At 35.0% G+C, this 19,372-nt stretch carries 20 protein-coding genes; 4 read left to right on the plus strand and 16 right to left on the minus strand.

Going from position 1 to position 19,372, the window contains the following annotated elements; translation table 11 throughout:
• Positions 1-10 precede the first annotated feature (10 nt).
• The 4 genes from PGOND44_RS06700 to corA all read left to right on the plus strand — a co-directional run bounded on the left by PGOND44_RS06700 (position 11) and on the right by corA (position 4,792).
• Positions 11-2,422, plus strand: a complete 2,412-nt coding sequence (locus PGOND44_RS06700; protein WP_003438781.1) for a TonB-dependent receptor — start codon at positions 11-13, stop codon at positions 2,420-2,422.
• A gap of 29 nt (positions 2,423-2,451) precedes the next feature.
• Entirely contained in the window at positions 2,452-3,030 is a 579-nt protein-coding gene (locus PGOND44_RS06705) for a hypothetical protein (RefSeq protein WP_003438784.1), read from the plus strand.
• A 267-nt stretch (positions 3,031-3,297) separates the two neighbouring features.
• Positions 3,298-3,702, plus strand: a complete 405-nt coding sequence (locus tag PGOND44_RS06710) for a hypothetical protein (protein WP_003438786.1) — start codon at positions 3,298-3,300, stop codon at positions 3,700-3,702.
• Positions 3,683-4,792 carry a magnesium/cobalt transporter CorA gene (corA, locus tag PGOND44_RS06715; protein ID WP_003438788.1) on the plus strand — a complete coding sequence of 370 codons (1,110 nt, stop codon included), beginning with the start codon at positions 3,683-3,685 and terminating at the stop codon, positions 4,790-4,792. The genes PGOND44_RS06710 and corA overlap by 20 nt, the downstream gene beginning before the upstream one ends.
• Here corA and PGOND44_RS06720 read toward each other — a convergent pair.
• The 16 genes from PGOND44_RS06720 to efp form a co-directional block, all read right to left on the minus strand.
• Positions 4,789-5,574: a tRNA pseudouridine synthase A gene (locus PGOND44_RS06720; protein WP_003438790.1), complete on the minus strand. Its 786-nt coding sequence runs from the start codon at positions 5,572-5,574 to the stop codon at positions 4,789-4,791. The genes corA and PGOND44_RS06720 overlap by 4 nt on opposite strands.
• A 25-nt stretch (positions 5,575-5,599) precedes the next feature.
• Complete coding sequence (gene hisIE, locus PGOND44_RS06725) at positions 5,600-6,202, minus strand: bifunctional phosphoribosyl-AMP cyclohydrolase/phosphoribosyl-ATP diphosphatase HisIE (protein ID WP_003438793.1); 603 nt, start codon at positions 6,200-6,202, stop codon at positions 5,600-5,602.
• Positions 6,203-6,212: 10 nt separating this feature from the next.
• Positions 6,213-6,968 carry an imidazole glycerol phosphate synthase subunit HisF gene (gene hisF / locus PGOND44_RS06730; protein WP_003438797.1) on the minus strand — a complete coding sequence of 252 codons (756 nt, stop codon included), beginning with the start codon at positions 6,966-6,968 and terminating at the stop codon, positions 6,213-6,215.
• Between the two features lie 14 nt (positions 6,969-6,982).
• A complete protein-coding gene (gene hisA / locus PGOND44_RS06735) occupies positions 6,983-7,708 on the minus strand; it encodes a 1-(5-phosphoribosyl)-5-[(5-phosphoribosylamino)methylideneamino]imidazole-4-carboxamide isomerase (RefSeq protein WP_003438798.1) in 726 nt (241 codons plus the stop codon).
• Complete coding sequence (gene hisH, locus PGOND44_RS06740) at positions 7,705-8,289, minus strand: imidazole glycerol phosphate synthase subunit HisH (protein WP_003438801.1); 585 nt, start codon at positions 8,287-8,289, stop codon at positions 7,705-7,707. Before hisH ends, hisA begins: the two co-directional genes overlap by 4 nt.
• Positions 8,290-9,423 carry a bifunctional histidinol-phosphatase/imidazoleglycerol-phosphate dehydratase HisB gene (gene hisB / locus PGOND44_RS06745; protein WP_003438803.1) on the minus strand — a complete coding sequence of 378 codons (1,134 nt, stop codon included), beginning with the start codon at positions 9,421-9,423 and terminating at the stop codon, positions 8,290-8,292. It abuts the gene before it with no gap.
• Complete coding sequence (gene hisC, locus PGOND44_RS06750; RefSeq protein ID WP_040555854.1) at positions 9,420-10,460, minus strand: histidinol-phosphate transaminase; 1,041 nt, start codon at positions 10,458-10,460, stop codon at positions 9,420-9,422. The genes hisB and hisC overlap by 4 nt, the downstream gene beginning before the upstream one ends.
• Positions 10,461-10,471: 11 nt before the next feature.
• Positions 10,472-11,761: a histidinol dehydrogenase gene (gene hisD / locus PGOND44_RS06755; protein WP_003438809.1), complete on the minus strand. Its 1,290-nt coding sequence runs from the start codon at positions 11,759-11,761 to the stop codon at positions 10,472-10,474.
• Positions 11,761-12,618: an ATP phosphoribosyltransferase gene (hisG, locus tag PGOND44_RS06760; protein ID WP_003438813.1), complete on the minus strand. Its 858-nt coding sequence runs from the start codon at positions 12,616-12,618 to the stop codon at positions 11,761-11,763. Before hisG ends, hisD begins: the two co-directional genes overlap by 1 nt.
• Before the next feature lie 207 nt (positions 12,619-12,825).
• On the minus strand, positions 12,826-13,641 hold the full coding sequence (locus PGOND44_RS06765) for a prohibitin family protein (protein WP_003438816.1): 816 nt from the start codon (positions 13,639-13,641) through the stop codon (positions 12,826-12,828).
• An 11-nt stretch (positions 13,642-13,652) separates the two neighbouring features.
• On the minus strand, positions 13,653-15,668 hold the full coding sequence (locus PGOND44_RS06770) for a hypothetical protein (RefSeq protein WP_003438819.1): 2,016 nt from the start codon (positions 15,666-15,668) through the stop codon (positions 13,653-13,655).
• A gap of 9 nt (positions 15,669-15,677) precedes the next feature.
• A complete protein-coding gene (fabG, locus tag PGOND44_RS06775) occupies positions 15,678-16,424 on the minus strand; it encodes a 3-oxoacyl-[acyl-carrier-protein] reductase (protein ID WP_003438821.1) in 747 nt (248 codons plus the stop codon).
• 68 nt (positions 16,425-16,492) lie between these two features.
• A complete protein-coding gene (gene sucD, locus PGOND44_RS06780) occupies positions 16,493-17,368 on the minus strand; it encodes a succinate--CoA ligase subunit alpha (RefSeq protein ID WP_003438823.1) in 876 nt (291 codons plus the stop codon).
• A 79-nt stretch (positions 17,369-17,447) separates the two neighbouring features.
• Positions 17,448-17,855: a hypothetical protein gene (locus tag PGOND44_RS06785; RefSeq protein ID WP_003438825.1), complete on the minus strand. Its 408-nt coding sequence runs from the start codon at positions 17,853-17,855 to the stop codon at positions 17,448-17,450.
• Complete coding sequence (lpxD, locus tag PGOND44_RS06790; protein WP_003438828.1) at positions 17,852-18,787, minus strand: UDP-3-O-(3-hydroxymyristoyl)glucosamine N-acyltransferase; 936 nt, start codon at positions 18,785-18,787, stop codon at positions 17,852-17,854. Before lpxD ends, PGOND44_RS06785 begins: the two co-directional genes overlap by 4 nt.
• 13 nt (positions 18,788-18,800) lie before the next feature.
• Positions 18,801-19,367 (minus strand): elongation factor P, encoded by a 567-nt coding sequence (gene efp, locus PGOND44_RS06795; RefSeq protein ID WP_003438830.1) that lies wholly within the window; start codon positions 19,365-19,367, stop codon positions 18,801-18,803.
• Positions 19,368-19,372: the final 5 nt, after the last annotated feature.

The raw sequence follows: 19,372 nt of genomic DNA on the forward strand, positions 1-19,372 counted from the left end.
ACTGGATTTTATGTACCAAAAGTCTATTCTTTTGTACCTATTTATATTTTTTTCATTTGTTATTCAAGCTCAAGATTGTGAGTTAGCTATATCAGGGAAAGTGATAGATATACACGATAACTCCCCTTTATTTGGAGCTGTTGTTCAACTCGTTGGACTTAATAAAGGCGTTTATACGGATGAATATGGTCTTTACAAGATTGAAGGTATCTGTGAGGGTGAAGTCCAACTCAAAGTTTCTCATCCTTCTTGTGAACCAAAAACAAAAAGTATCTATCTGAAAGAAAATCGTCAAATCCATTTTAAACTTGAACATCATCTTGAAGAATTGAATGAAGTCTTACTTAAAGGTAAGCTTTATAATAACGAATCTAATTCCTCTATATCCAATCAAATAAAAACACAGAAGCTTGAAAAATTTAGCAATGCCTCTTTAGGAGATGCACTTAAGAGTATAAGTGGCGTATCCTCTTTAAATACTGGAAATTCTATTGTTAAACCCATTATACAAGGTTTACATAGTTCGAGAGTTCTTGTCATCAACGACAATGTGAGACTTCATGACCAACAATGGGGTGTTGATCACGCTCCCAATGTCGATATTAACTCCGCAGCCAATATAACTGTCATAAAAGGAGCCTCAGCCTTAAAGTATGGCGGTGATGCTATTGGAGGAACCATTGTCATAGAACCACAAAAAGCCCCTATTAAAGACACAGTGATGGGTAAAACCATTCTTAATGGTTCTAGCAATGGCCGAGGGGGAAGTATCTCTACCAGCCTTATAAAAGCAAAATCTTCAGGATTCAATTATAGATTTCAAGGGAGTTTAAAACGTCTTGGCGATCTCAGAGCCCCAGATTATCAACTGACCAATACAGGACAAAGGGAAAACAATATCAGTTTGGGGATTGGCCTCAATAAAATAGATTATGGGATTGATTTTAGTTATCGATTAACTAATTCTGAAATTGGTATTTTGAGAGCATCCCATATCGGAAACGCTAGAGATCTAGTAAATTCTATCAACAGACAGGAGCCTTTTTTTATTGAAGATTTTTCTTATACAATCGATAGCCCACAACAAGAAGTGACACATCAAATATATAAACTTGAAACTTTCAAAAAACTTAAAAACCTTGGGGAATTAAGTTTACAATATTCTTTTCAACAAAATAACCGATTGGAGTTTGATATTCGACGCGGAGGACGTGGAGACACTCCCGCTATGGATATGGAACTTAAAACCCATACCCTACTCACTCAACTGGAATGGACGAGTTTGGAGGGTTTTGACTCTAATTTTGGTTTAGAATTCAATGCTCAGAATAACTTTGCAAATCCAAATACTGGAGTGAGAAGACTTATTCCAGACTATAACATGTACACTGCTGGAATTTTTGCCACCACCGCTTATAAGGTCTCAGAGGGTTGGGATCTAGATGCGGGAGTTCGCTATGACTTTAATACTATAGATGCCGATAAGTTCTATATCACTTCGAGATGGGAAAATTTAGGTTACGATCAACTCTTTCCTGAGTTTGAAATTGGAGAAGATGGAAATCAGATTTTAACCAATCCACAGTTCGACTATCACAATATTTCTGCAACTGTAGGAGCATCATATACTTTCAAAAATGATTTTAAATTGATTGGGAATTTAAGTTCAGCAAGTAGAGCACCAAACCCATCAGAATTGTTCAGTGATGGCTTACATCACAGCATTTCTAGTATAGAACTTGGTGATCTTCAGCTCAATTCAGAACAATCCTTTAAAGCAGGAGTCGGATTTCAAGGTGTTGTAGAAAAGTTTGGCTTCAATATTCAGCCTTATATCAATTATATTGAAGACTTTATAGTCTTGGAGCCCAATGGTATAGAAACAACTATAAGAGGAGCTTTTCCCGTATATGAGTATAGACAAACCAATGCAAGACTTTATGGTATAGATGTAAGTGCAAATTATAGTTTTGACAATTTGGAGTTCTCGTCCAATTTTGCTTATGTCAATGGAAGAGACGTCGAACAAAATGAGGCGCTTATACATATGCCTCCATTCAATGTTTCAAATACAATAACCTATTCCAAAAAAGAATGGAATAACTTTTATATCTCTTTAAATAGCCAGTTGGTTACTCAGCAAAATGCTTTTCCTGATAATAATTTTAGGACAGATATAGTCAATACTACTACTGGCGAATTTGAAGAAGTTGAAGTGGATGTTAGCTCTACACCAGAAGCTTATCATCTTCTCAATTTTAGCTCAGGACTAGACTTCGACTTTGATAAAACTAAGCTAAGCATCAACGTGATGATCAACAACGTTTTAAATACCAATTATAGAGATTATCTCAATAGATTAAGATTTTATGCCGATGAAGTTGGCACTAATGCTATGTTACAATTAAAACTCAATTATTAACACAAATTAAATTTTTAAAAATTAAATCTATGAAAACAATTAAAACAATTAAATTATTAAGCTTAGGCCTTTTAGCAACGCTCGTTTTTAGCGCCTGTTCTGATGACGATGATGCACCACAAGTGATCAACGAAGAAGAAGTAATTACGACTTTGAATTTAAAATTAACTCCTGAGGGAGGTGGTGAAACTATTGATTTTATTTACAGAGATTTGGATGCAGATGGATCCAATCCAGAAATTATAAGTCCAGCACTATCTGCGAATACTACCTATACTGGACGTGTACAGTTTTTGAATGAGCTGGAAAATCCTGCTGAAGACATCACCATTGAGGTTCTTGAAGAAGCTGAAGAGCATCAAGTGTTTTATATTGTAGAGGATTCTTTAGACGCTACTCCTACTTATACTGGAGCTTTAGACAACGACGGGAACCCTATTGGTGTAGAATTTAGCTTAGCAATAGGTGAAGCTAGCCAAGGGAACTTTACTGTAATTCTTATTCATGAAGGTGATAAAAATGTTCCTGGAGCAAGTGAAGGAGATTTATCTCCTGAAGTTGGAGGAGAAACAGATATCGAAGTGACTTTTGATGTCACTGTAGAGTAAAAACACATAGCATAAGTTCCACGAACTCTGTCGTAAAAAAAGAGCTGTCCTTAATGTTCTGCTGATATTTAAAGTTCTTCCTGAATTAGTCCTTTAAATACTTTAAAACATATAACGGACAGCTTTTTTATGTTTCAAATCTAGCAATAATAAAATATTTTAAAGGAAGTATATCTATTATTCTTAAAGCTAAATATACTTAGAAGTGTATTCTTTATAATTTTTACCTTTTAAAAAAGAATCCTTACTTTAGACAAAACTTATATTATGAAGACAAGAGATGAGGAGATTCTATCTATACGCGTAGAAGTTCCCAATGCTAAAGTAAGCTCTCTCACCTTAAGCTTTGAATCTTTTCAGAATTCGACCTTAAGACCTATCGCTAAATTTCAAAATGATATTCTACTATCTATTTTTGAAGATTATATCATCCGATATAAAAATGTGTTCCATAAACTTGGACATGAGGAAAAGCTTAAATACATTGAGAATACTGTCAAGAAAGACTCAAAATTTAAAAATCTTATAAGGGGAATCTTTATGGGGCATTTTACAATTGATGAGTATAAATTTTATATTGAAAATGCTTCAGAAGTGAATAAAAGGATTATCAATTTAACTAAAGAACGCCTACAAACTCAGATCCACTATTTTGAAAAACAAAGTGCGTAAAACTCTTCCGAGCTTAAAATACCCTAAGCGTTTAAGTTTTAAACGTAAACCTATCCAGAATCAAATTCCAGGTAAAATAACTTATGTAGGTGAGGAAACTTCGGAGGATACAGTTATAAATGTGATTAGTTATAACGAGGAGAAGGTTATTTATAATAGCAATTGTTCTATAGAAAAAGTGCTCGATCTCGTGACTCACGAAACTCAATTCAAACATTGGATTAATTTTATAGGAGTCCATGATGTGGAAAAATTATCCAAACTTGGTACCCTATTAGATATCCATCCCTTAGTGCTTGAAGATATCGCCAATACCAAACAGCGACCAAAATTAGATGAGTTTGAAGATTATGTATTTTTTGCTTTAAAAATGATCTATCATAACGAAACAGACCTATTGATTAAAAATCATTTTGGACTTGTTTTTAATAAGTCTTATATCATTTCGTTTCAGCAGTCTCAGGATATCATTTTCAATTCTATTCGAGAGCGAATTCATAATAAAGTAGGAAGAATTCGTATGAGGAATACAGACTATCTCTTTTATGCCCTAATAGATGCAGTTGTAGATAATTACTACAATTTATTAGAAACCATGGAAGAAAAAATTCAAGATCTTGAAGAAAGAATAATTGAGGATGCCAACAAAGCTTCAACCTCAGAAATACAGCTACTGAAACGAGAGATTTTAAGCATTAGAAAGGCTGTTTTTCCTGCAAAAGAACTTATAAACAAGCTGCAGATCTCAAAACATCAGCTTTATGATAAATCTACAAAAGCATATATTGCTGATCTATACGATCATATTCTTCAAGTCACAGAAAATATAGATATCTATAGAGAAATTGTCTGGGGATTAATGGACATGTACATGGGTAGTTTGAGCATTAAGATGAATGAAGTCATGAAAGTGTTAACTATTATGTCTACCATATTTATTCCACTTACATTTTTAGCCGGTATCTACGGGATGAACTTCGACTATATGCCAGAACTCAAGTTGAAATCTGGATATTTTATCGTTTGGGGAGTCATGATATTAATGACTGCTCTCCTCATTTTCTATTTCAGAAAAAAGAAATGGTTTTAAAGTTTTAAACTCACTTTATTAAGAATTAACCCCGAAGCTTGAGCTATGTGTTCAAGCTTTATTTTATGACTACCGTCGATGGTTTTTTCCAATTCTTCCAAGCTCATCTTATGTCTCCCCAGATCGATTAAAGCACCCATCATCAATCTAATTTGTTGACGTTTAAAACCTTCTCCTACTACCTTTAAGACAAAACTTTGGTTTGGAAAAAAGTTGGCAGTATAGATATCATTTTCTCTGAGTTCACAGCGTTCTATATTCCCCTCGGTCTTGGTTTCTGGATTGGGTCTGAACGTGAAGGAATAAAAATCATGCTCTCCTTCGAAAAGCCTAGCTCCTAGCTTCATCAATTCAATATCAAGATCTTCTTGAAAATTTACCATGAATGGGGCACAAAACGGGTGCATTTTTTCTTTTAAACAGAAAAAATAAAGGTATTCTTTAATTTTTGGATGCTGAATAATATTAAAGTCGGCAGTGGTTTCTTCTATAGACAAAGCCCTTATATCTTGAGGAAGATTTTTATTGAATTGATCTAGAAAGGTTTCCAAATCAAGTTCATCTTCATAAACAAACAATTCAATGTAGGTTTGATTTGCAGATACCATAGCATCTGTACGTCCAGCAGCAAGAACCTTAAAACGCTGATTCTCCAGTATAAAATTTAGAGTTTTGTGGAGCATATGCTCCACTGTAAGGACACCAGGTTGCTTTTGCCAGCCGTGATACCGAAAGCCTAAATACTGAAGCTGAATGAGATAGTAGAAACGTTTATACTGCATTTTGAACTAAAAATCAAATTGACATTTATTTTTTATTTCGTCGCTCCAAAACATCTACAACATCCTCAAGTTGAAATCCTTTTTGTTGAAGCAGAATTAAATAATGAAAAAGCAAATCTGCACTTTCATTCAAAAATAAATTATCATCGTTATCTTTAGCTTCAATAACAACTTCAACAGCTTCCTCTCCTACTTTTTGAGCGATTTTATTGATTCCTTCTTCGAATAAACTAGCCACATAACTCTCTTTAGAATTAGCCTCCAGTTTGCGTTGAGCAATGGTTGATTCTAAGTTGGTTAGGAATCCAAAAGTCGCTTTATTATCTTCTTTCCAGCAGGTGTCTGCTCCTGTGTGGCAGGTTGGCCCATTGGGATAAACATTGACAAGTAAAGTATCATTATCACAATCTACCTTAATATCCACTAAATCCAAAGAATGACCACTCTCTTCGCCTTTGGTCCAAAGTCTTTCTTTACTTCTGCTATAAAAAGTTACCAATTTGGTTTCAATGGTTTTTTTGTAAGCTTCTTCATTCATGTAGCCTAGCATCAAAACAGTTTTGGTATTAGCATCTTGGACAATGGCTGGCACCAGACCACTACTCTCTTTCTTAAAATCTATAGTCATAGTTTGTTTTTTAAATTCTTATGGCAATTCCTTTAGACTTGAGCTCTTGCTTTAGGTCTGGAATTTCTATTTCTTTGAAATGAAAAACACTAGCCGCTAGTGCTGCATCTGCTTTTCCTAGTTTAAAGGTATCCTCGAAATGTTGAATTGTTCCTGCGCCTCCTGAAGCGATAATAGGAATGTGAAGCTCATGAGAGAGTCGGGCTAAAGCTTCATTAGCAAAACCTTTTTTGGTCCCATCATTATCCATTGAAGTGAACAAAATTTCTCCAGCGCCAAGCTCTTGGACTTTTTTGGCCCACTCGAACAAATCGAGTTCGGTAGGTTGTTTTCCCCCAACCAAATGAACTTTCCAAAGCCCATTTATTTGTTTGGCATCAATAGCAACCACAACACATTGGGAACCAAACCGCTTTGCTATTTCTGAAATTAATTGAGGATTCTTAACCGCTGCAGAATTGATAGAAACTTTATCTGCGCCAGATTTTAATAACAAAGCTACATCCTCCACCGAAGCAATACCTCCGCCAACCGTAAAGGGAATATTGATATGTTTTGCGATGTCTTCAACCAATTGGGCTAGGGTTTTACGGCGTTCTTCGGTTGCTGAAATATCTAGGAAAACCAACTCATCAGCATAGTTTTCAGCATAAATTTTGGCTAATTCTATGGGGTCACCAGCATCTCGTAATTCAACAAAATTGATGCCTTTAACCGTTCGGCCATTCTTGATATCTAAACAAGGTATAATACGTTTTGTAAGCAATGTCTTTTCGTTTTTTAGTGTTCTAAAACAAATTTTTCCAGTTCTTTCAAACTGATTTTGTTTTCATAAATAGCTTTTCCAATAATTACACCTTCACAGCCTATTTCAAAAACATCTTCAAGATCTTTTAAATTTGAAATCCCCCCTGACGCTATTAATTTCAAATCTGGATTATTCATTAAAATAGACCTATACAAGTCTGTTGAGGGACCTTGTAACATGCCATCTTTAGAAATATCTGTAGAAATAACATAGTCAACCCCATGAGCTACAAAATCTTTGATAAACTTTTCAATTTCTAAGTCTGAAGCCTCTTTCCATCCACCCGTAGCGATCTTTCCATCTTTAGCATCTGCCCCTAAGATAATTTTTTGAGAACCAAATTGAGTTAGCCACTCTAAAAATAGCGATGTATTGGTAACAGCGACACTCCCCCCCGTAATTTGTTGTGCTCCAGAATCGAAAGCGATTTTCAGATCTTTATCGGTCTTTAATCCCCCACCGAAATCAATTTTAAGACGGGTATGTGTTGCTATATCTTCTAATATTTTATGATTTACAATATGCTTGGACTTAGCACCATCCAGATCGACTAAATGCAAATATTCAATTCCACTATCTTCGAAAGCTTTGGCAACTTCAAGCGGATTTTCATTATACACTTTTTTAGTATTATAATCGCCTTTGGAGAGTCTCACACATTGGCCTTCTATTATATCTATTGCAGGAATTATTCTCATCGTATTTCAATAAAATTCTTCAAAATTTGTTCACCTATTTCACCGCTTTTCTCAGGATGGAATTGTACTCCATAAAAATTATTTTTATGAAGTGCTACACTATAGTTCACTCCGTAACTGGAATTAGCAATACTATCTCGATACGCTGGAACATAGAAGCTATGAACTAAGTACATGTAGGCGTTTTCTTCTATACCATTAAAAAGGTCTGTTTTCAGGTCGAAAATTGTATTCCAACCTACCTGCGGTACTTTGAGTTGATTGTTAAACTTCACAACCTTCACATCGAATATGTTTAAGCCTTTGGTATCGCCCTCTTCACAATAGTTGCACATCAATTGCATTCCTAAACATATCCCTAAAACTGGCTGTTCTAAAGCTGGAATAAGGCGATCTAGCCCTGTACTTTTTAGCATTTTCATAGCACTACTAGCTTCTCCAACACCTGGAAAAATAACACGATCTGCTGCTTTTACAGTATCTGCATTACTTGTTAGTTCTGAGGAGTAACCTAGTCTTTGTAAAGCAAACTCAATACTTTTAACATTGCCAGCTCCATAATCTATTATTGCAATCTTCATCTAAAGTTGTCCTTTTGTGCTTGGTAAAATCATTTTTTCCGCATCTCGCTTTACAGCCATTTTTATAGATTTTGCAAAAGCTTTAAAGATAGCTTCAATTTTATGATGCTCATTATCCCCTTCGGCTTTTATGTTCAAGTTGCATTTTGCGCCATCCGTAAAGGATTTAAAAAAGTGCATAAACATTTCTGTTGGCATTTCTCCTATTTTCTCTCTTTGGAAATCAGCATCCCAAACTAACCAATTACGGCCACCAAAGTCTATGGCAACTTGGGCTAAACTATCGTCCATTGGTAAGCAAAATCCATATCGTTCTATGCCTAATTTGGATCCTAAAGCTTTAGCGAAAACTTCGCCTAGCACGATCGCCACATCTTCAATAGTATGGTGCTCATCAACTTCCAAATCACCTTCTGCTTTCAATTCCATATCTATTTGGCCATGTCGAGCCACTTGGTCTAGCATGTGGTCAAAAAAATGAAGTCCCGTAGAAATATCACTCTTTCCTGTACCATCTAGATTTATGCTAATTTCAATATTGGTTTCTTTAGTGGTTCGCTTTAAACTAGCGGTTCTTCGTTCTAACTTTAGATACTCGTAAATGGCTTTCCAAGTATTGGTTCTAAGTCCAATATAAGATTCCAATTCAGTATTAGAAGATTCTGTTTCTCCTAGACCTAACTCTGTTTTATTATCGATAAAAACACCCTTAGCGCCCAAATTCTTCGCCAACTCAACATCAGTAAGTCGATCTCCAATGACAAAAGAATTTTCCATATCGTACTCAGATTCAAAATACTTCGTCAATAAGCCTGTTTTCGGCTTTCTAGTGGGTGCATTATCTTTTGGAAAGGTTTTATCTATGTAGATATCTTCAAACTCAACACCTTCATTTTTAAAGGCGTGAATGATAAAATCTTGCACGGGCCAAAAGGTATCCTCGGGGTAAATATCAGTCCCTAAACCATCTTGATTGGTGATCATTACCAATTCATAATCTAGTTCTGATGCAATTTTATTCATATAAGTAAATACTTCAGGATAAAATTCTAGTTTCTCAAAACTATCAATTTGATGGTCGGCAGGCTCTTTAATGAGCGTACCATCTCTATCTATAAATAAGACTTTTTTCATGAATTAAATTCTTTTAGGGCATTGAGTAAAGTTTGGTTTTGTTCTGGTGTACCCACCGTAAACCTTAAGCAGTTCTCGCATAATGGTTGATTCGTCCTATTTCTAACGACAATTTTTTTCTCTAACAATTGGCCATACCTCAGATTCGCATTATCTACTCTGCAGAGTAAAAAATTAGATTCTGAAGAAAAAACGTGTTGTATCCAACTGACTTTTTTCAACTCGTTTGCCACTAATTCCCTTTCAGATTTAATGATTTGAACTTGAAAAATATAAGTATCAAAGTTTTGAATCACCTCTAGAGCTTTAGTCTGGCTGAGTTGATTGATATTGTACGGAGGCTTTATTTTATTGAGAACTGCAATAATACGTTCGCTGGCAAAACACATTCCCACTCGGATTCCTGCATGAGCAAGAGCCTTTGAAAAAGTTTGAGTGATAATCAAATTTGGGAAATCATTCAATTCAGAAATAAATGAACTACTCGTTGCAAAATCAATATAAGCCTCGTCAATAACTACTAATCCTTCAAATTGATCTAAGATGGTTTTTATATCATTAATCTGTAATAAGTTGCCCGAAGGATTGTTAGGAGAACAAATGAAAATCAATTTGGTTTTATCTGAAATGGCCGACAACACTCCCTGAACATCAATTTGAAATCCTTCCTTTAAAAGGACTTGAACTGTTTTTACATCATTAAGATTCGCTAATACTTCATACATACCATAGGTAGGAGGCATCGTAATAATCTCATCTTCTTTGGGCTCGCAAAAAGCTCTGAAAATGAGATCAAGAACTTCATCGCTTCCATTCCCTAAAACAATATTTTGTTTTGGAATTTGTTTAACTTTAGAAATAGCATCCTTTAAAGCATTTTGATAGGGATCTGGATATCTATTATAGTCAGAATTAAATGGATTCTCATTAGCATCCAAAAACAGATAGTTTTTTTCATCAGCATTAAATTCGTCTCTGGCAGACGAATATGCAGACATGTTTTTTACGTTTTTTCTTATTAGGTTATCTAAAATCATTCGCTAACGTATTAGTTATTTTCAACCGCTTTTCGTCTTAAGGTCATCGCATTTTTATGAGCTTGAAGGCCTTCGGCCTCTGCCATAAGTTCTACAGCTTCACCAATTCCTTTAATCCCTTCTTCGGTAATTTTTTGGTAGGTAATCGCTTTGTTGAAACTATCTAGATTCACACCACTGTACTGTTTAGCATACCCATTGGTAGGTAAAGTATGGTTAGTTCCAGAAGCATAATCTCCTGCACTTTCTGGCGTATATTTTCCTATGAAAACGGAACCTGCATTATTGATATTGTCAACATAAAAATCATCGTCTTTGGTAGAGATAATAAAGTGCTCTGGACCATAGAAATCGATTAGTTCTAGAGCTGAATCTTGGTCTTTTACCAGGACGAATTTTGAATTTTCAATAGCTTTAGAAGCCATTTCTTTTCTCGGTAACACTTCTAGCTGCTCCTTGATTGCTTTTTGCACAGCGGTAATCATGTCTTCATCTGTCGATACTAAAACCACTTGAGAATCGAAACCGTGCTCTGCTTGGCTTAACAAATCTGAAGCTACAAATTCAGGATTTGCTGTTTCATCTGCAACAACTAGCAATTCTGAAGGACCTGCTGGCATATCAATAGCCACATCGAAAGTGGTGGCCACTTGTTTGGCGACAGTTACATATTGGTTTCCTGGTCCGAAGATCTTATAAACTTTAGGGATACTTTCTGTCCCAAAAGTCATCGCTCCAATAGCTTGGATTCCTCCTACTTTGAAGATTTTATCTATTCCACAAAGTTCAGCCGTATATAAAGTAACAGGATTTATTTCCCCTTCCTTGTTTGGTGGCGTGCACAACACTATCTCACTACATCCAGCGATCTTGGCAGGCACTGCCAACATCAAAACAGAAGAAAATAATGGAGCAGTCCCCCCTGGTATATATAAACCTACTTTTTGTATGGGCTTTTTTGCTTGCCAACAGGTCACCCCAGGTTGGGTTTCTACCTTAACAGGTTCTGTTTTTTGAGCTTCGTGAAACTTAGTGATATTAGCTTTCGCTAATTGAATTGCAGATTTTAATGGATTTGAAACTTGGTGTTGAGCATTTTCAATTTCAGCGGATGTCACCTTAAAATCTTTTAAATCCACTCCATCGAACATGCTGGTATACTTTAATATAGCTTCGTCCCCACTCTGTTCAATATTCTTAAAGATATCATCCACTGTGGTTTCGATATCTTTAAAAGTACGCGTTGGCCGTTTTAAGAGTTCGGACCAGTCTTCTCTCTTTGGAAATTGAATCGTTTTCATTATAAAATCATTTTTTCAATTGGACTTACAAGGATGCTTTCTGCTCCTGCAGATTTTAATTCGTCTATAATTTCCCAAAACTTCTCTTGGGTAATAACAGTGTGTACGGAACTCCAGTTAGATTCTGCAAGAGGCATAATTGTAGGACTCTTCATACCAGGTAGAATCTTAATAATATCTTCAAGTTTATCGTTTGGAGCATTCAACAATACATATTTAGAATTTTCAGCTCTCAAAACAGAATCAATTCTAAACATCAACTTATCCAGTAATTCTTGCTTCTCTTTGGATAAAGTAGGAGAACTTGCTAAAACAGCTTCACTGTTTAAAATAACATCAGATTCCTTTAGATTATTTTTGAACAAAGTACTACCGCTAGATACTATATCGCAAATAGCATCTGCAAGACCGATGTTAGGAGCAATTTCAACAGAACCTGTTATCAAGTGAATATTAGCATTTACCCCTTGTTTATCCAGGTATTTCTGAAGTGTATTTGGGTAAGATGTAGCAATCTGCATGCCTTCTAGATCTTTAACGCCTTTCATAGTAGACTGCTTTGGAATTGCCAAAGACACTTTACATTTAGAAAATCCCAAACGTCTTTGGATAATAAGGTCATCTCCCTTTTCATAAAGAAGGTTTTCCCCCACTATGGCTAAGTCTGCAATGCCATCTCTCAAGTACTGTGGAATATCTCCATTTCTAAGGTAAAAGATCTCTAAAGGAAAATTAGAGGCCTCTACCTTAAGCTGGTCTCTTCCATTATCGATGGAAATCCCACAATTTTTTAGAATTTTAAGGGATTCATCGTGTAACCTTCCTGATTTCTGTATCGCTATTTTAAGTTTTTCCATAGTATTGATTCTCGTTTTTTAAATTAAAAAACCCGTTAGAGCATAGTGCTCAAACGGGTTTTGTATATGATTAACTATCTACATATTACATTCCAACCGCGTTGAGCGTATTAGATAAATAATGATGTAGGTTGTAATTTTTCATCGCAGTGCAAATTTAGAATAAAATATGTAATCCTAAAAGAGTTCGCTTTTTTTATGACAAAATTAGTTATTTCCTAATATGATAGGCATACCATTTTCTCCAGAACCTATTACAATAATTTTAGAATTTTCAGATTTAGAAAGTTCAATTGTAGCTTGGATTCCTTTTTCCTTCAAGATATTTTCAGACAGAGAAGCATTTAAAATCTCATTGGCACGAGCTTTACCTTGAGCTTCAATTTCTTGACGTTGTTTTTCTTTAGTCGCTTTTTCTAAACGAAACTCATATTCCAATGACTCTTGTTCTTGCTTCAATTTTCTCTCAATCGCTTGTTTAATAGTTGGTGGTAATGAGACATCTCTTACCAAAATTCTATTGACTTGAACATATTGATTTTTCAGTAATTGATTGGTTTCATCATATATTTCATTTTGAATTGATTCTCTTTTTTGAGCATACAATTCATCAGGCTTGTACCGACCAACAACTGCTCTTGTCGCAGATCTTACAGCAGGTTGTATCAATCTAGAAATATATTTCTGTCCTCGTTCTTTGTGCAATAAACCAAGTTGATCATAAGTTGGTTCAAACCAAATTGTAGCATCAAGTTTAATGTCTAGACCGTTTGAAGATAAAACTTGCATAGATTCATCTATAGTTTGTTGTCTCACCTCATAAATAAAAACAGTGTTCCAAGGAGCTACAATATGAAAACCCTCTTTTAGAGGTTCGCCATCCGTAACTACTCCACCATCAAAACGTTTAAATAAAACTCCAGCTTCACCAGAATTGACGTTCACTGTTGAATTTGCTATAAAAATGATTGCAATCACCACTACTATAATGATAGGTACAATCGCCTTAGGTAATCTTTCCATATTATTTTAATTTAAATTAAGCCTTTATATTTTCTATAAAACCATTCGAAACTCAAAGTTAATGCTAATAATAGGATAAGCCATTCAAAATCGACTAAACTCTGTGTTTTTTTGGTGGATTTTTGGATTGATTTAACGTCTTCTGACCTTAAACTAGAAATCAGTTCCTCTCTGTTTGAAAATAGATACAAATCTTTTTCTTCTACAAGTCGTCTTAACCCTTTATAATTTGCATTTTCAAATTGAAGTTCGCTAGAATAGTTTAAAATTTCAAATTGTCCAACTTTAGAAATATCAACATCCACCCCTTTTATTTCATAAGTATAGGTTCCCGGCTCCAAGTCTGATAGATTATAGATATAGCTATCTCCATCTGAAAGTAGTCTTGATTGTGTTGCTTTTGTAGTCTCAAGATTTTCAAAACGAATACTGAAATTAAAGTCAGGATTTACTTCAAAATTAGCATCATAATACTTAGCTCTTATTTCATTGGATTCTCCAGAATTAATCACTGGATTCACCTCTACCGATAAGTTATTCTTAGACTTCGCTTGAGATAAATACTGAAGGATCTTTTGAAAAGTCTGGTCGAATTTTTCAAAATCCGAATGCTTAACATAATAGCTAGCTCTCCACTTCCAGAAATTTTCACCAAATAAAAAAGAGCGTTTTATATTAGAATCTGCATCAAACACCCACAATGGAGAATCCAATTCTACTCCATTTACTTTTTTATTCAAAAACATTGAAAAATTAGTTGTCAAATTGATATCTCCAAACTTATCTAAGACAGGTGGATAGGATTTAAAATTTAAACCCTCAATTTGAAACAAACTAAAATCAGCATTTAAGGTGGCAGTATACTCTTCAGTAGTAGGTATCAATTCTTTTTCAAATCCTAAATCCAACCGATTTAAAAATCCATAGTCGGTTTGTGAACCCCCGATGAGAAAATAATTCAATTGGTTAGCTTTTATTTCACTAAAAACTTTTCGAAATGCAGATTGAGGTTGGTATAAAATCAGCAAGTCATATTCAGAATATTCAATAAAATCTGAGGTGGTTTTTGTAAAAAGTTCCAACTCTTTATTGGTTTCCAGAATCCTTTTAAAAAATCCCAAGTCCGGATGTATAATATCCGAGATTAGCAAAATTTTGGAGCGAGAATCTATGACCTCTAGGGATATACTTTTCTTATTATTCGTTAAGTTCTTTTCATTTTGAAGAGGCTCTAGCTCAGCTTCAAGCACTTTCATCCCTACTGGTGTTGCTTTAAGTTGGAACTCAACTTTAGTGGAACCCTTAGCTGGAATTGTAATCGATCTAGAAGCGAGTTTTACATCGTTCTCGACTATGCTTAAGGTCTGAGTCGTGTTTGTAGACGTATTCTGACTAACAAATAATTCCAGAGGAAATTCATTGTTGAAATAAGCAAACTCATTGAGGTTGATAAAATCAATTTTAGAATCTTTATATGTAGTGGTATCTCCTAAAACTATAATTGAAGAGGATATAGGTTCAGGGAACGATTTGTAATAGTAATCCTCACCAAAAGTTTGATTCCCATCTGTCAACATAACAAATAAAGACGTCTCCTCTTTATTAATTTCGTAAGCATAATCTATTACTTTCGAGATGTTTGTTGAAGTTTCTGAAAACTCAAGCGAATCAGTTAATACGTTGTATTGATTACCAAAGGAAAAAAAACTCAAATCGTATTTTGAATTTAGTTCATCATCTGTCCTGATTTTTTTTACAAAATCGTTAATTCCCTTACTATCAGAAAGCTTTTGGATAGATTCAGAATTATCAATAGCAAATGTGAGTTTAGGCTTTTCAATACTGAGTTCTGTAGAGTCAATTTCAGGATTTATAAGTAATAGTCCTATCAAAAAAAAAGACAAAAATCTAAAAAGTGCGAGCACTCTTTGAGTTTTGTCTTGAAATAATTTATGATATAATAAAAATGTCAATCCCAATGCACATGCAAAATTCAAAAGAAGCAATAGCAAAAATTGACTTGTCATAATTAAGTTTTAAGTATACATTCCTCCATCTACACTTAAAGTCTGCCCAGTGATGTAGGTGCTCATATCGCTAGCTAAAAATACACACGCATTGGCTATATCTTCTGGCTTTCCACCTCTTTTAAGAGGAATAGCTTGTCTCCAGCCCTCCACTGTTTTTTCATCTAATTTTTCTGTCATTTCAGTTTCTATGAATCCTGGAGCTACCACATTTGATCGTATATTTCTAGACCCTAATTCTAGAGCTACGGATTTAGAAAAACCGATGATTCCTGCTTTTGAAGCTGAATAATTGGCCTGTCCAGGGTTCCCCTTTAAACCAACAACAGAACTTATATTGATAATGCTACCACTTCTTTGCTTCAACATAGGTCGTAAAACGGCTTTGGTCAAGTTAAAAACAGAATTCAAATTTACCTTAATAACTTTATCAAAATCGTCTTCACTCATCCGCATCAAGAGATTGTCTTTTGTAATTCCTGCATTGTTAATAAGAACATGGATACTGCCAAAATCTTTGATGACTTCGTCTGCTAACTTTTGAGATTGATCAAAATCTGAAGCGTCAGATTTATATGCTTTTGCGTTCACTCCAAAGGTTTTGAGGTGATCTTCCAACTCTTTAGCAGAACTTGAAGATGAAATATAGGTAAAGGCAACATTGGCTCCATGTTGAGCAAAAATTTCAGCAATCCCTTTTCCTATTCCTCGGTTTCCACCTGTAATAATTACATTTTTTTTGTCAAGTAGTTTCATAGCTTGTATAGATTTTGACATAAAAAGCCTTTACTTGTGCAGTAAAGGCTTTTCGAATTTTAAATAATTTATTTAGAAAGTACTTCAGCTACTTTTTTACCAATTTCTGCTGGTGAATCCACAACGTGGATACCAGAATCCTTCAGTATGGCTTTTTTCGCCTGAGCTGTGTCTTCGCTTCCACCTACAATAGCGCCAGCATGTCCCATAGTTCTTCCAGCAGGGGCAGTTTCTCCAGCAATAAATCCTATAACAGGTTTTTTGCTTCCACTTTCTTTATACCATTTAGCAGCTTCTGCTTCCAATTGTCCACCAATTTCACCAATCATGACCACACATTCAGTTTCTGGGTCGTTTACCAACATCTCTACAGCATCTTTTGTGGTAGTTCCAATAATAGGATCTCCCCCAATACCAATAGCCGTGGTAATACCATAACCTTCTTTAACCACTTGGTCTGCGGCTTCGTAAGTTAAGGTTCCGGACTTAGAAACAATACCAACTATTCCTTTTTTGAAAACAAAGCCTGGCATAATGCCCACTTTAGCCTCTCCGGGTGTAATTACACCAGGACAGTTGGGACCAATAAGTCTACAGTCTTTATCTTTAATGTAATCTGAAGCCTTAATCATGTCTGAAACAGGAATACCTTCTGTAATAGTTATAATGACTTTAATACCAGCATCTGCAGCTTCCATAATAGCATCTGCTGCGAAAGCTGGTGGAACAAAGATAATAGTGGTATCTGCTCCAGCTTTTTCAACAGCATCAGAAACTGTATTGAAAACTGGTTTTCCCAAATGGGTAGTTCCTCCTTTGCCTGGAGTCACACCACCAACTATGTTGGTTCCATAGTCTATCATTTGTTCGGCGTGAAATGATCCTTCACTTCCAGTAAACCCCTGAACAATAATTTTTGAATTTTTATTGACTAAAACGCTCATATGTATGTTTAATTTTTGTTGAACAAAAGTAAATTTTTAAGACGAGCCTTAAAAATTATATAGTTATTTAATTGCTTAATTATACTTCATTTATGAAAGAGAGCATACCTTCTAAACCCTCGTCGCAAGGTTGAGACATGATATAACCTCTGTAAAGCTTATTGTCTTTTATTTCCCAAACGCTAAAAAAGTCTGCCAATCCAATCAAATCTTGAGATTCAACCGTTTCTACATTGTAAGTAAACCTTACAAACACTTGGTTATCTTCTTGGACTACATGAGAAAATTCTGGAGACATATTTTCGAAAGATTTCCCCATTTCTAGGGACATCTTATAAAACTTTTTATAATTGAACTGAAAAAAACCCCTGCTGCTATTCCAGTCTATTTTTAGTTTTGGATGTATAAACTTCTCAAATTCAGATTGATCTTTGTAGTATTTGGAAGTAAAAAAGTTTGTGACCAATTTTTTGTGATCTGAACTCATAAATTTTTAAGTTTTTGAATGATTTCTGGTATCCTACTAATGTAAGCTAATTCTCTGTATTTCTTTTTTACATCCTCAGCAGGCGTTCCAAAGTAAGTTTTATTTGGTTTTAGGCTTTTACTAATTCCAGACTGGGCTAAAATAATGGCTTTAGTCCCTATAGTTAATCCACTGGCTACACCAACTTGCCCCCACATGGTGACTTCATCTTCTACAACCACACAACCTGCTACTCCTGTTAGTGAGGCAATAAGACATTTCTTCCCTATTATTGTATCATGTCCAATTTGGACTTGGTTATCTATTTTTGTGCCTTTTCCTATGAGTGTGATTCCAGACACCCCTTTATCGATAGTACATAGTGCTCCAATCTCTACTTCATCTTCAATTTTAACACTACCTCCAGATAGTAATTTATCGTGATGTGAAGGACGGTTTTTATAATAAAAAGCGTCTGCACCTAAAACAGTACCTGAATGAATCTGAACGTTATTGCCAACCTCTACCCCATCGTATATTGAAACATTACTATGAATGATACAATTGTTGCCAATCTTAACATGGTTACCGATAAATACATTTGGTTGGATAACAGTATTATGACCAATGGAAGCTGTTTTTGAAATTTGTGCATCTGCCGCTGTAAACGGTGAAAAGTGACGGGTAATTTTATTGAAATCTGAAAACGGATCTTCAGATATCAATAGCGCCTTTCCTTCAGGGCAATCTACTGTTTTATTGATAAGTATCACGCTTGCTTTAGACTCTAAAGCCTTATCGTAATATTTAGGGTGGTCTACAAATACAATATCTCCTTCTTCTACAACATGAATTTCATTTATACCTTGAATTTCAAAATGTTGATCACCAATAAATTCAGAATTGATGAGTCTAGAAATTTCTAAAAGAGTCTGTGGTTGTGGAAACTTCATTCAGCTTAGCTTTTTATTCTTTAATTCGTTCTTTATAAGTTCCCTTTTCAGTTTCAACTTTCACCTTATCCCCTTCGTTGATAAATAAAGGAACGTTTACTTCAGCTCCTGTTTCTAAAGTTGCAGATTTAGTAGCATTTGTGGCGGTATTTCCTTTAATTCCCGGCTCCGTTTGAGTCACTCTTAAAACAACGTGAGGAGGCATGTCTACGGATAAAGGAAGATTGTCCTCTGTGTTGATAAGTATAGTCACTACTTCACCCTCTTTAAGTAAATTTGGCATATCTAATGCCGCTTGAAGAAGTCTGATCTGTGTAAAATCTTCAACATGCATAAAGTGATAAAATTCACCTTCCTGGTACAGAAACTGGTATTTGTGAGTTTCTACTCTTACTTCTTCAATTTTGTGTCCTGCAGAAAACGTATTATCAATAACTTTTCCTGTCGTAACACTTTTTAATTTAGTCCGCACAAAAGCAGGACCTTTTCCAGGTTTAACGTGTAAGAATTCCGTCACCTTGAATATATCGTGGTTATATTTTATGCATAAACCATTTCTAATGTCGCTTGTTGTTGCCATGGGTG

The organism is Psychroflexus gondwanensis ACAM 44 (assembly GCF_000355905.1).
Taxonomy (GTDB): Bacteria; Bacteroidota; Bacteroidia; order Flavobacteriales; family Flavobacteriaceae; genus Psychroflexus; species Psychroflexus gondwanensis.

Bases quoted from the DNA above. Each gene is read 5' to 3' on its own strand.
- PGOND44_RS06705 (WP_003438784.1), top strand. From the start codon at position 2,452: ATGAAAACAATTAAAACAATTAAATTATTAAGCTTAGGCCTTTTAGCA.
- hisG (WP_003438813.1), bottom strand. From the start codon at position 12,618: ATGGAAAAACTTAAAATAGCGATACAGAAATCAGGAAGGTTACACGAT.
- fabG (WP_003438821.1), bottom strand. From the start codon at position 16,424: ATGAAACTACTTGACAAAAAAAATGTAATTATTACAGGTGGAAACCGA.
- sucD (WP_003438823.1), bottom strand. From the start codon at position 17,368: ATGAGCGTTTTAGTCAATAAAAATTCAAAAATTATTGTTCAGGGGTTT.
- PGOND44_RS06710 (WP_003438786.1), top strand. From the start codon at position 3,298: ATGAAGACAAGAGATGAGGAGATTCTATCTATACGCGTAGAAGTTCCC.
- hisB (WP_003438803.1), bottom strand. From the start codon at position 9,423: ATGAAAAAAGTCTTATTTATAGATAGAGATGGTACGCTCATTAAAGAG.
- hisD (WP_003438809.1), bottom strand. From the start codon at position 11,761: ATGAAAACGATTCAATTTCCAAAGAGAGAAGACTGGTCCGAACTCTTA.
- PGOND44_RS06785 (WP_003438825.1), bottom strand. From the start codon at position 17,855: ATGAGTTCAGATCACAAAAAATTGGTCACAAACTTTTTTACTTCCAAA.
- efp (WP_003438830.1), bottom strand. From the start codon at position 19,367: ATGGCAACAACAAGCGACATTAGAAATGGTTTATGCATAAAATATAAC.
- hisH (WP_003438801.1), bottom strand. From the start codon at position 8,289: ATGAAGATTGCAATAATAGATTATGGAGCTGGCAATGTTAAAAGTATT.
- lpxD (WP_003438828.1), bottom strand. From the start codon at position 18,787: ATGAAGTTTCCACAACCACAGACTCTTTTAGAAATTTCTAGACTCATC.
- hisA (WP_003438798.1), bottom strand. From the start codon at position 7,708: ATGAGAATAATTCCTGCAATAGATATAATAGAAGGCCAATGTGTGAGA.
- PGOND44_RS06770 (WP_003438819.1), bottom strand. From the start codon at position 15,668: ATGACAAGTCAATTTTTGCTATTGCTTCTTTTGAATTTTGCATGTGCA.
- hisIE (WP_003438793.1), bottom strand. From the start codon at position 6,202: ATGACTATAGATTTTAAGAAAGAGAGTAGTGGTCTGGTGCCAGCCATT.
- PGOND44_RS06765 (WP_003438816.1), bottom strand. From the start codon at position 13,641: ATGGAAAGATTACCTAAGGCGATTGTACCTATCATTATAGTAGTGGTG.
- PGOND44_RS06700 (WP_003438781.1), top strand. From the start codon at position 11: ATGTACCAAAAGTCTATTCTTTTGTACCTATTTATATTTTTTTCATTT.
- hisC (WP_040555854.1), bottom strand. From the start codon at position 10,460: ATGATTTTAGATAACCTAATAAGAAAAAACGTAAAAAACATGTCTGCA.
- PGOND44_RS06720 (WP_003438790.1), bottom strand. From the start codon at position 5,574: ATGCAGTATAAACGTTTCTACTATCTCATTCAGCTTCAGTATTTAGGC.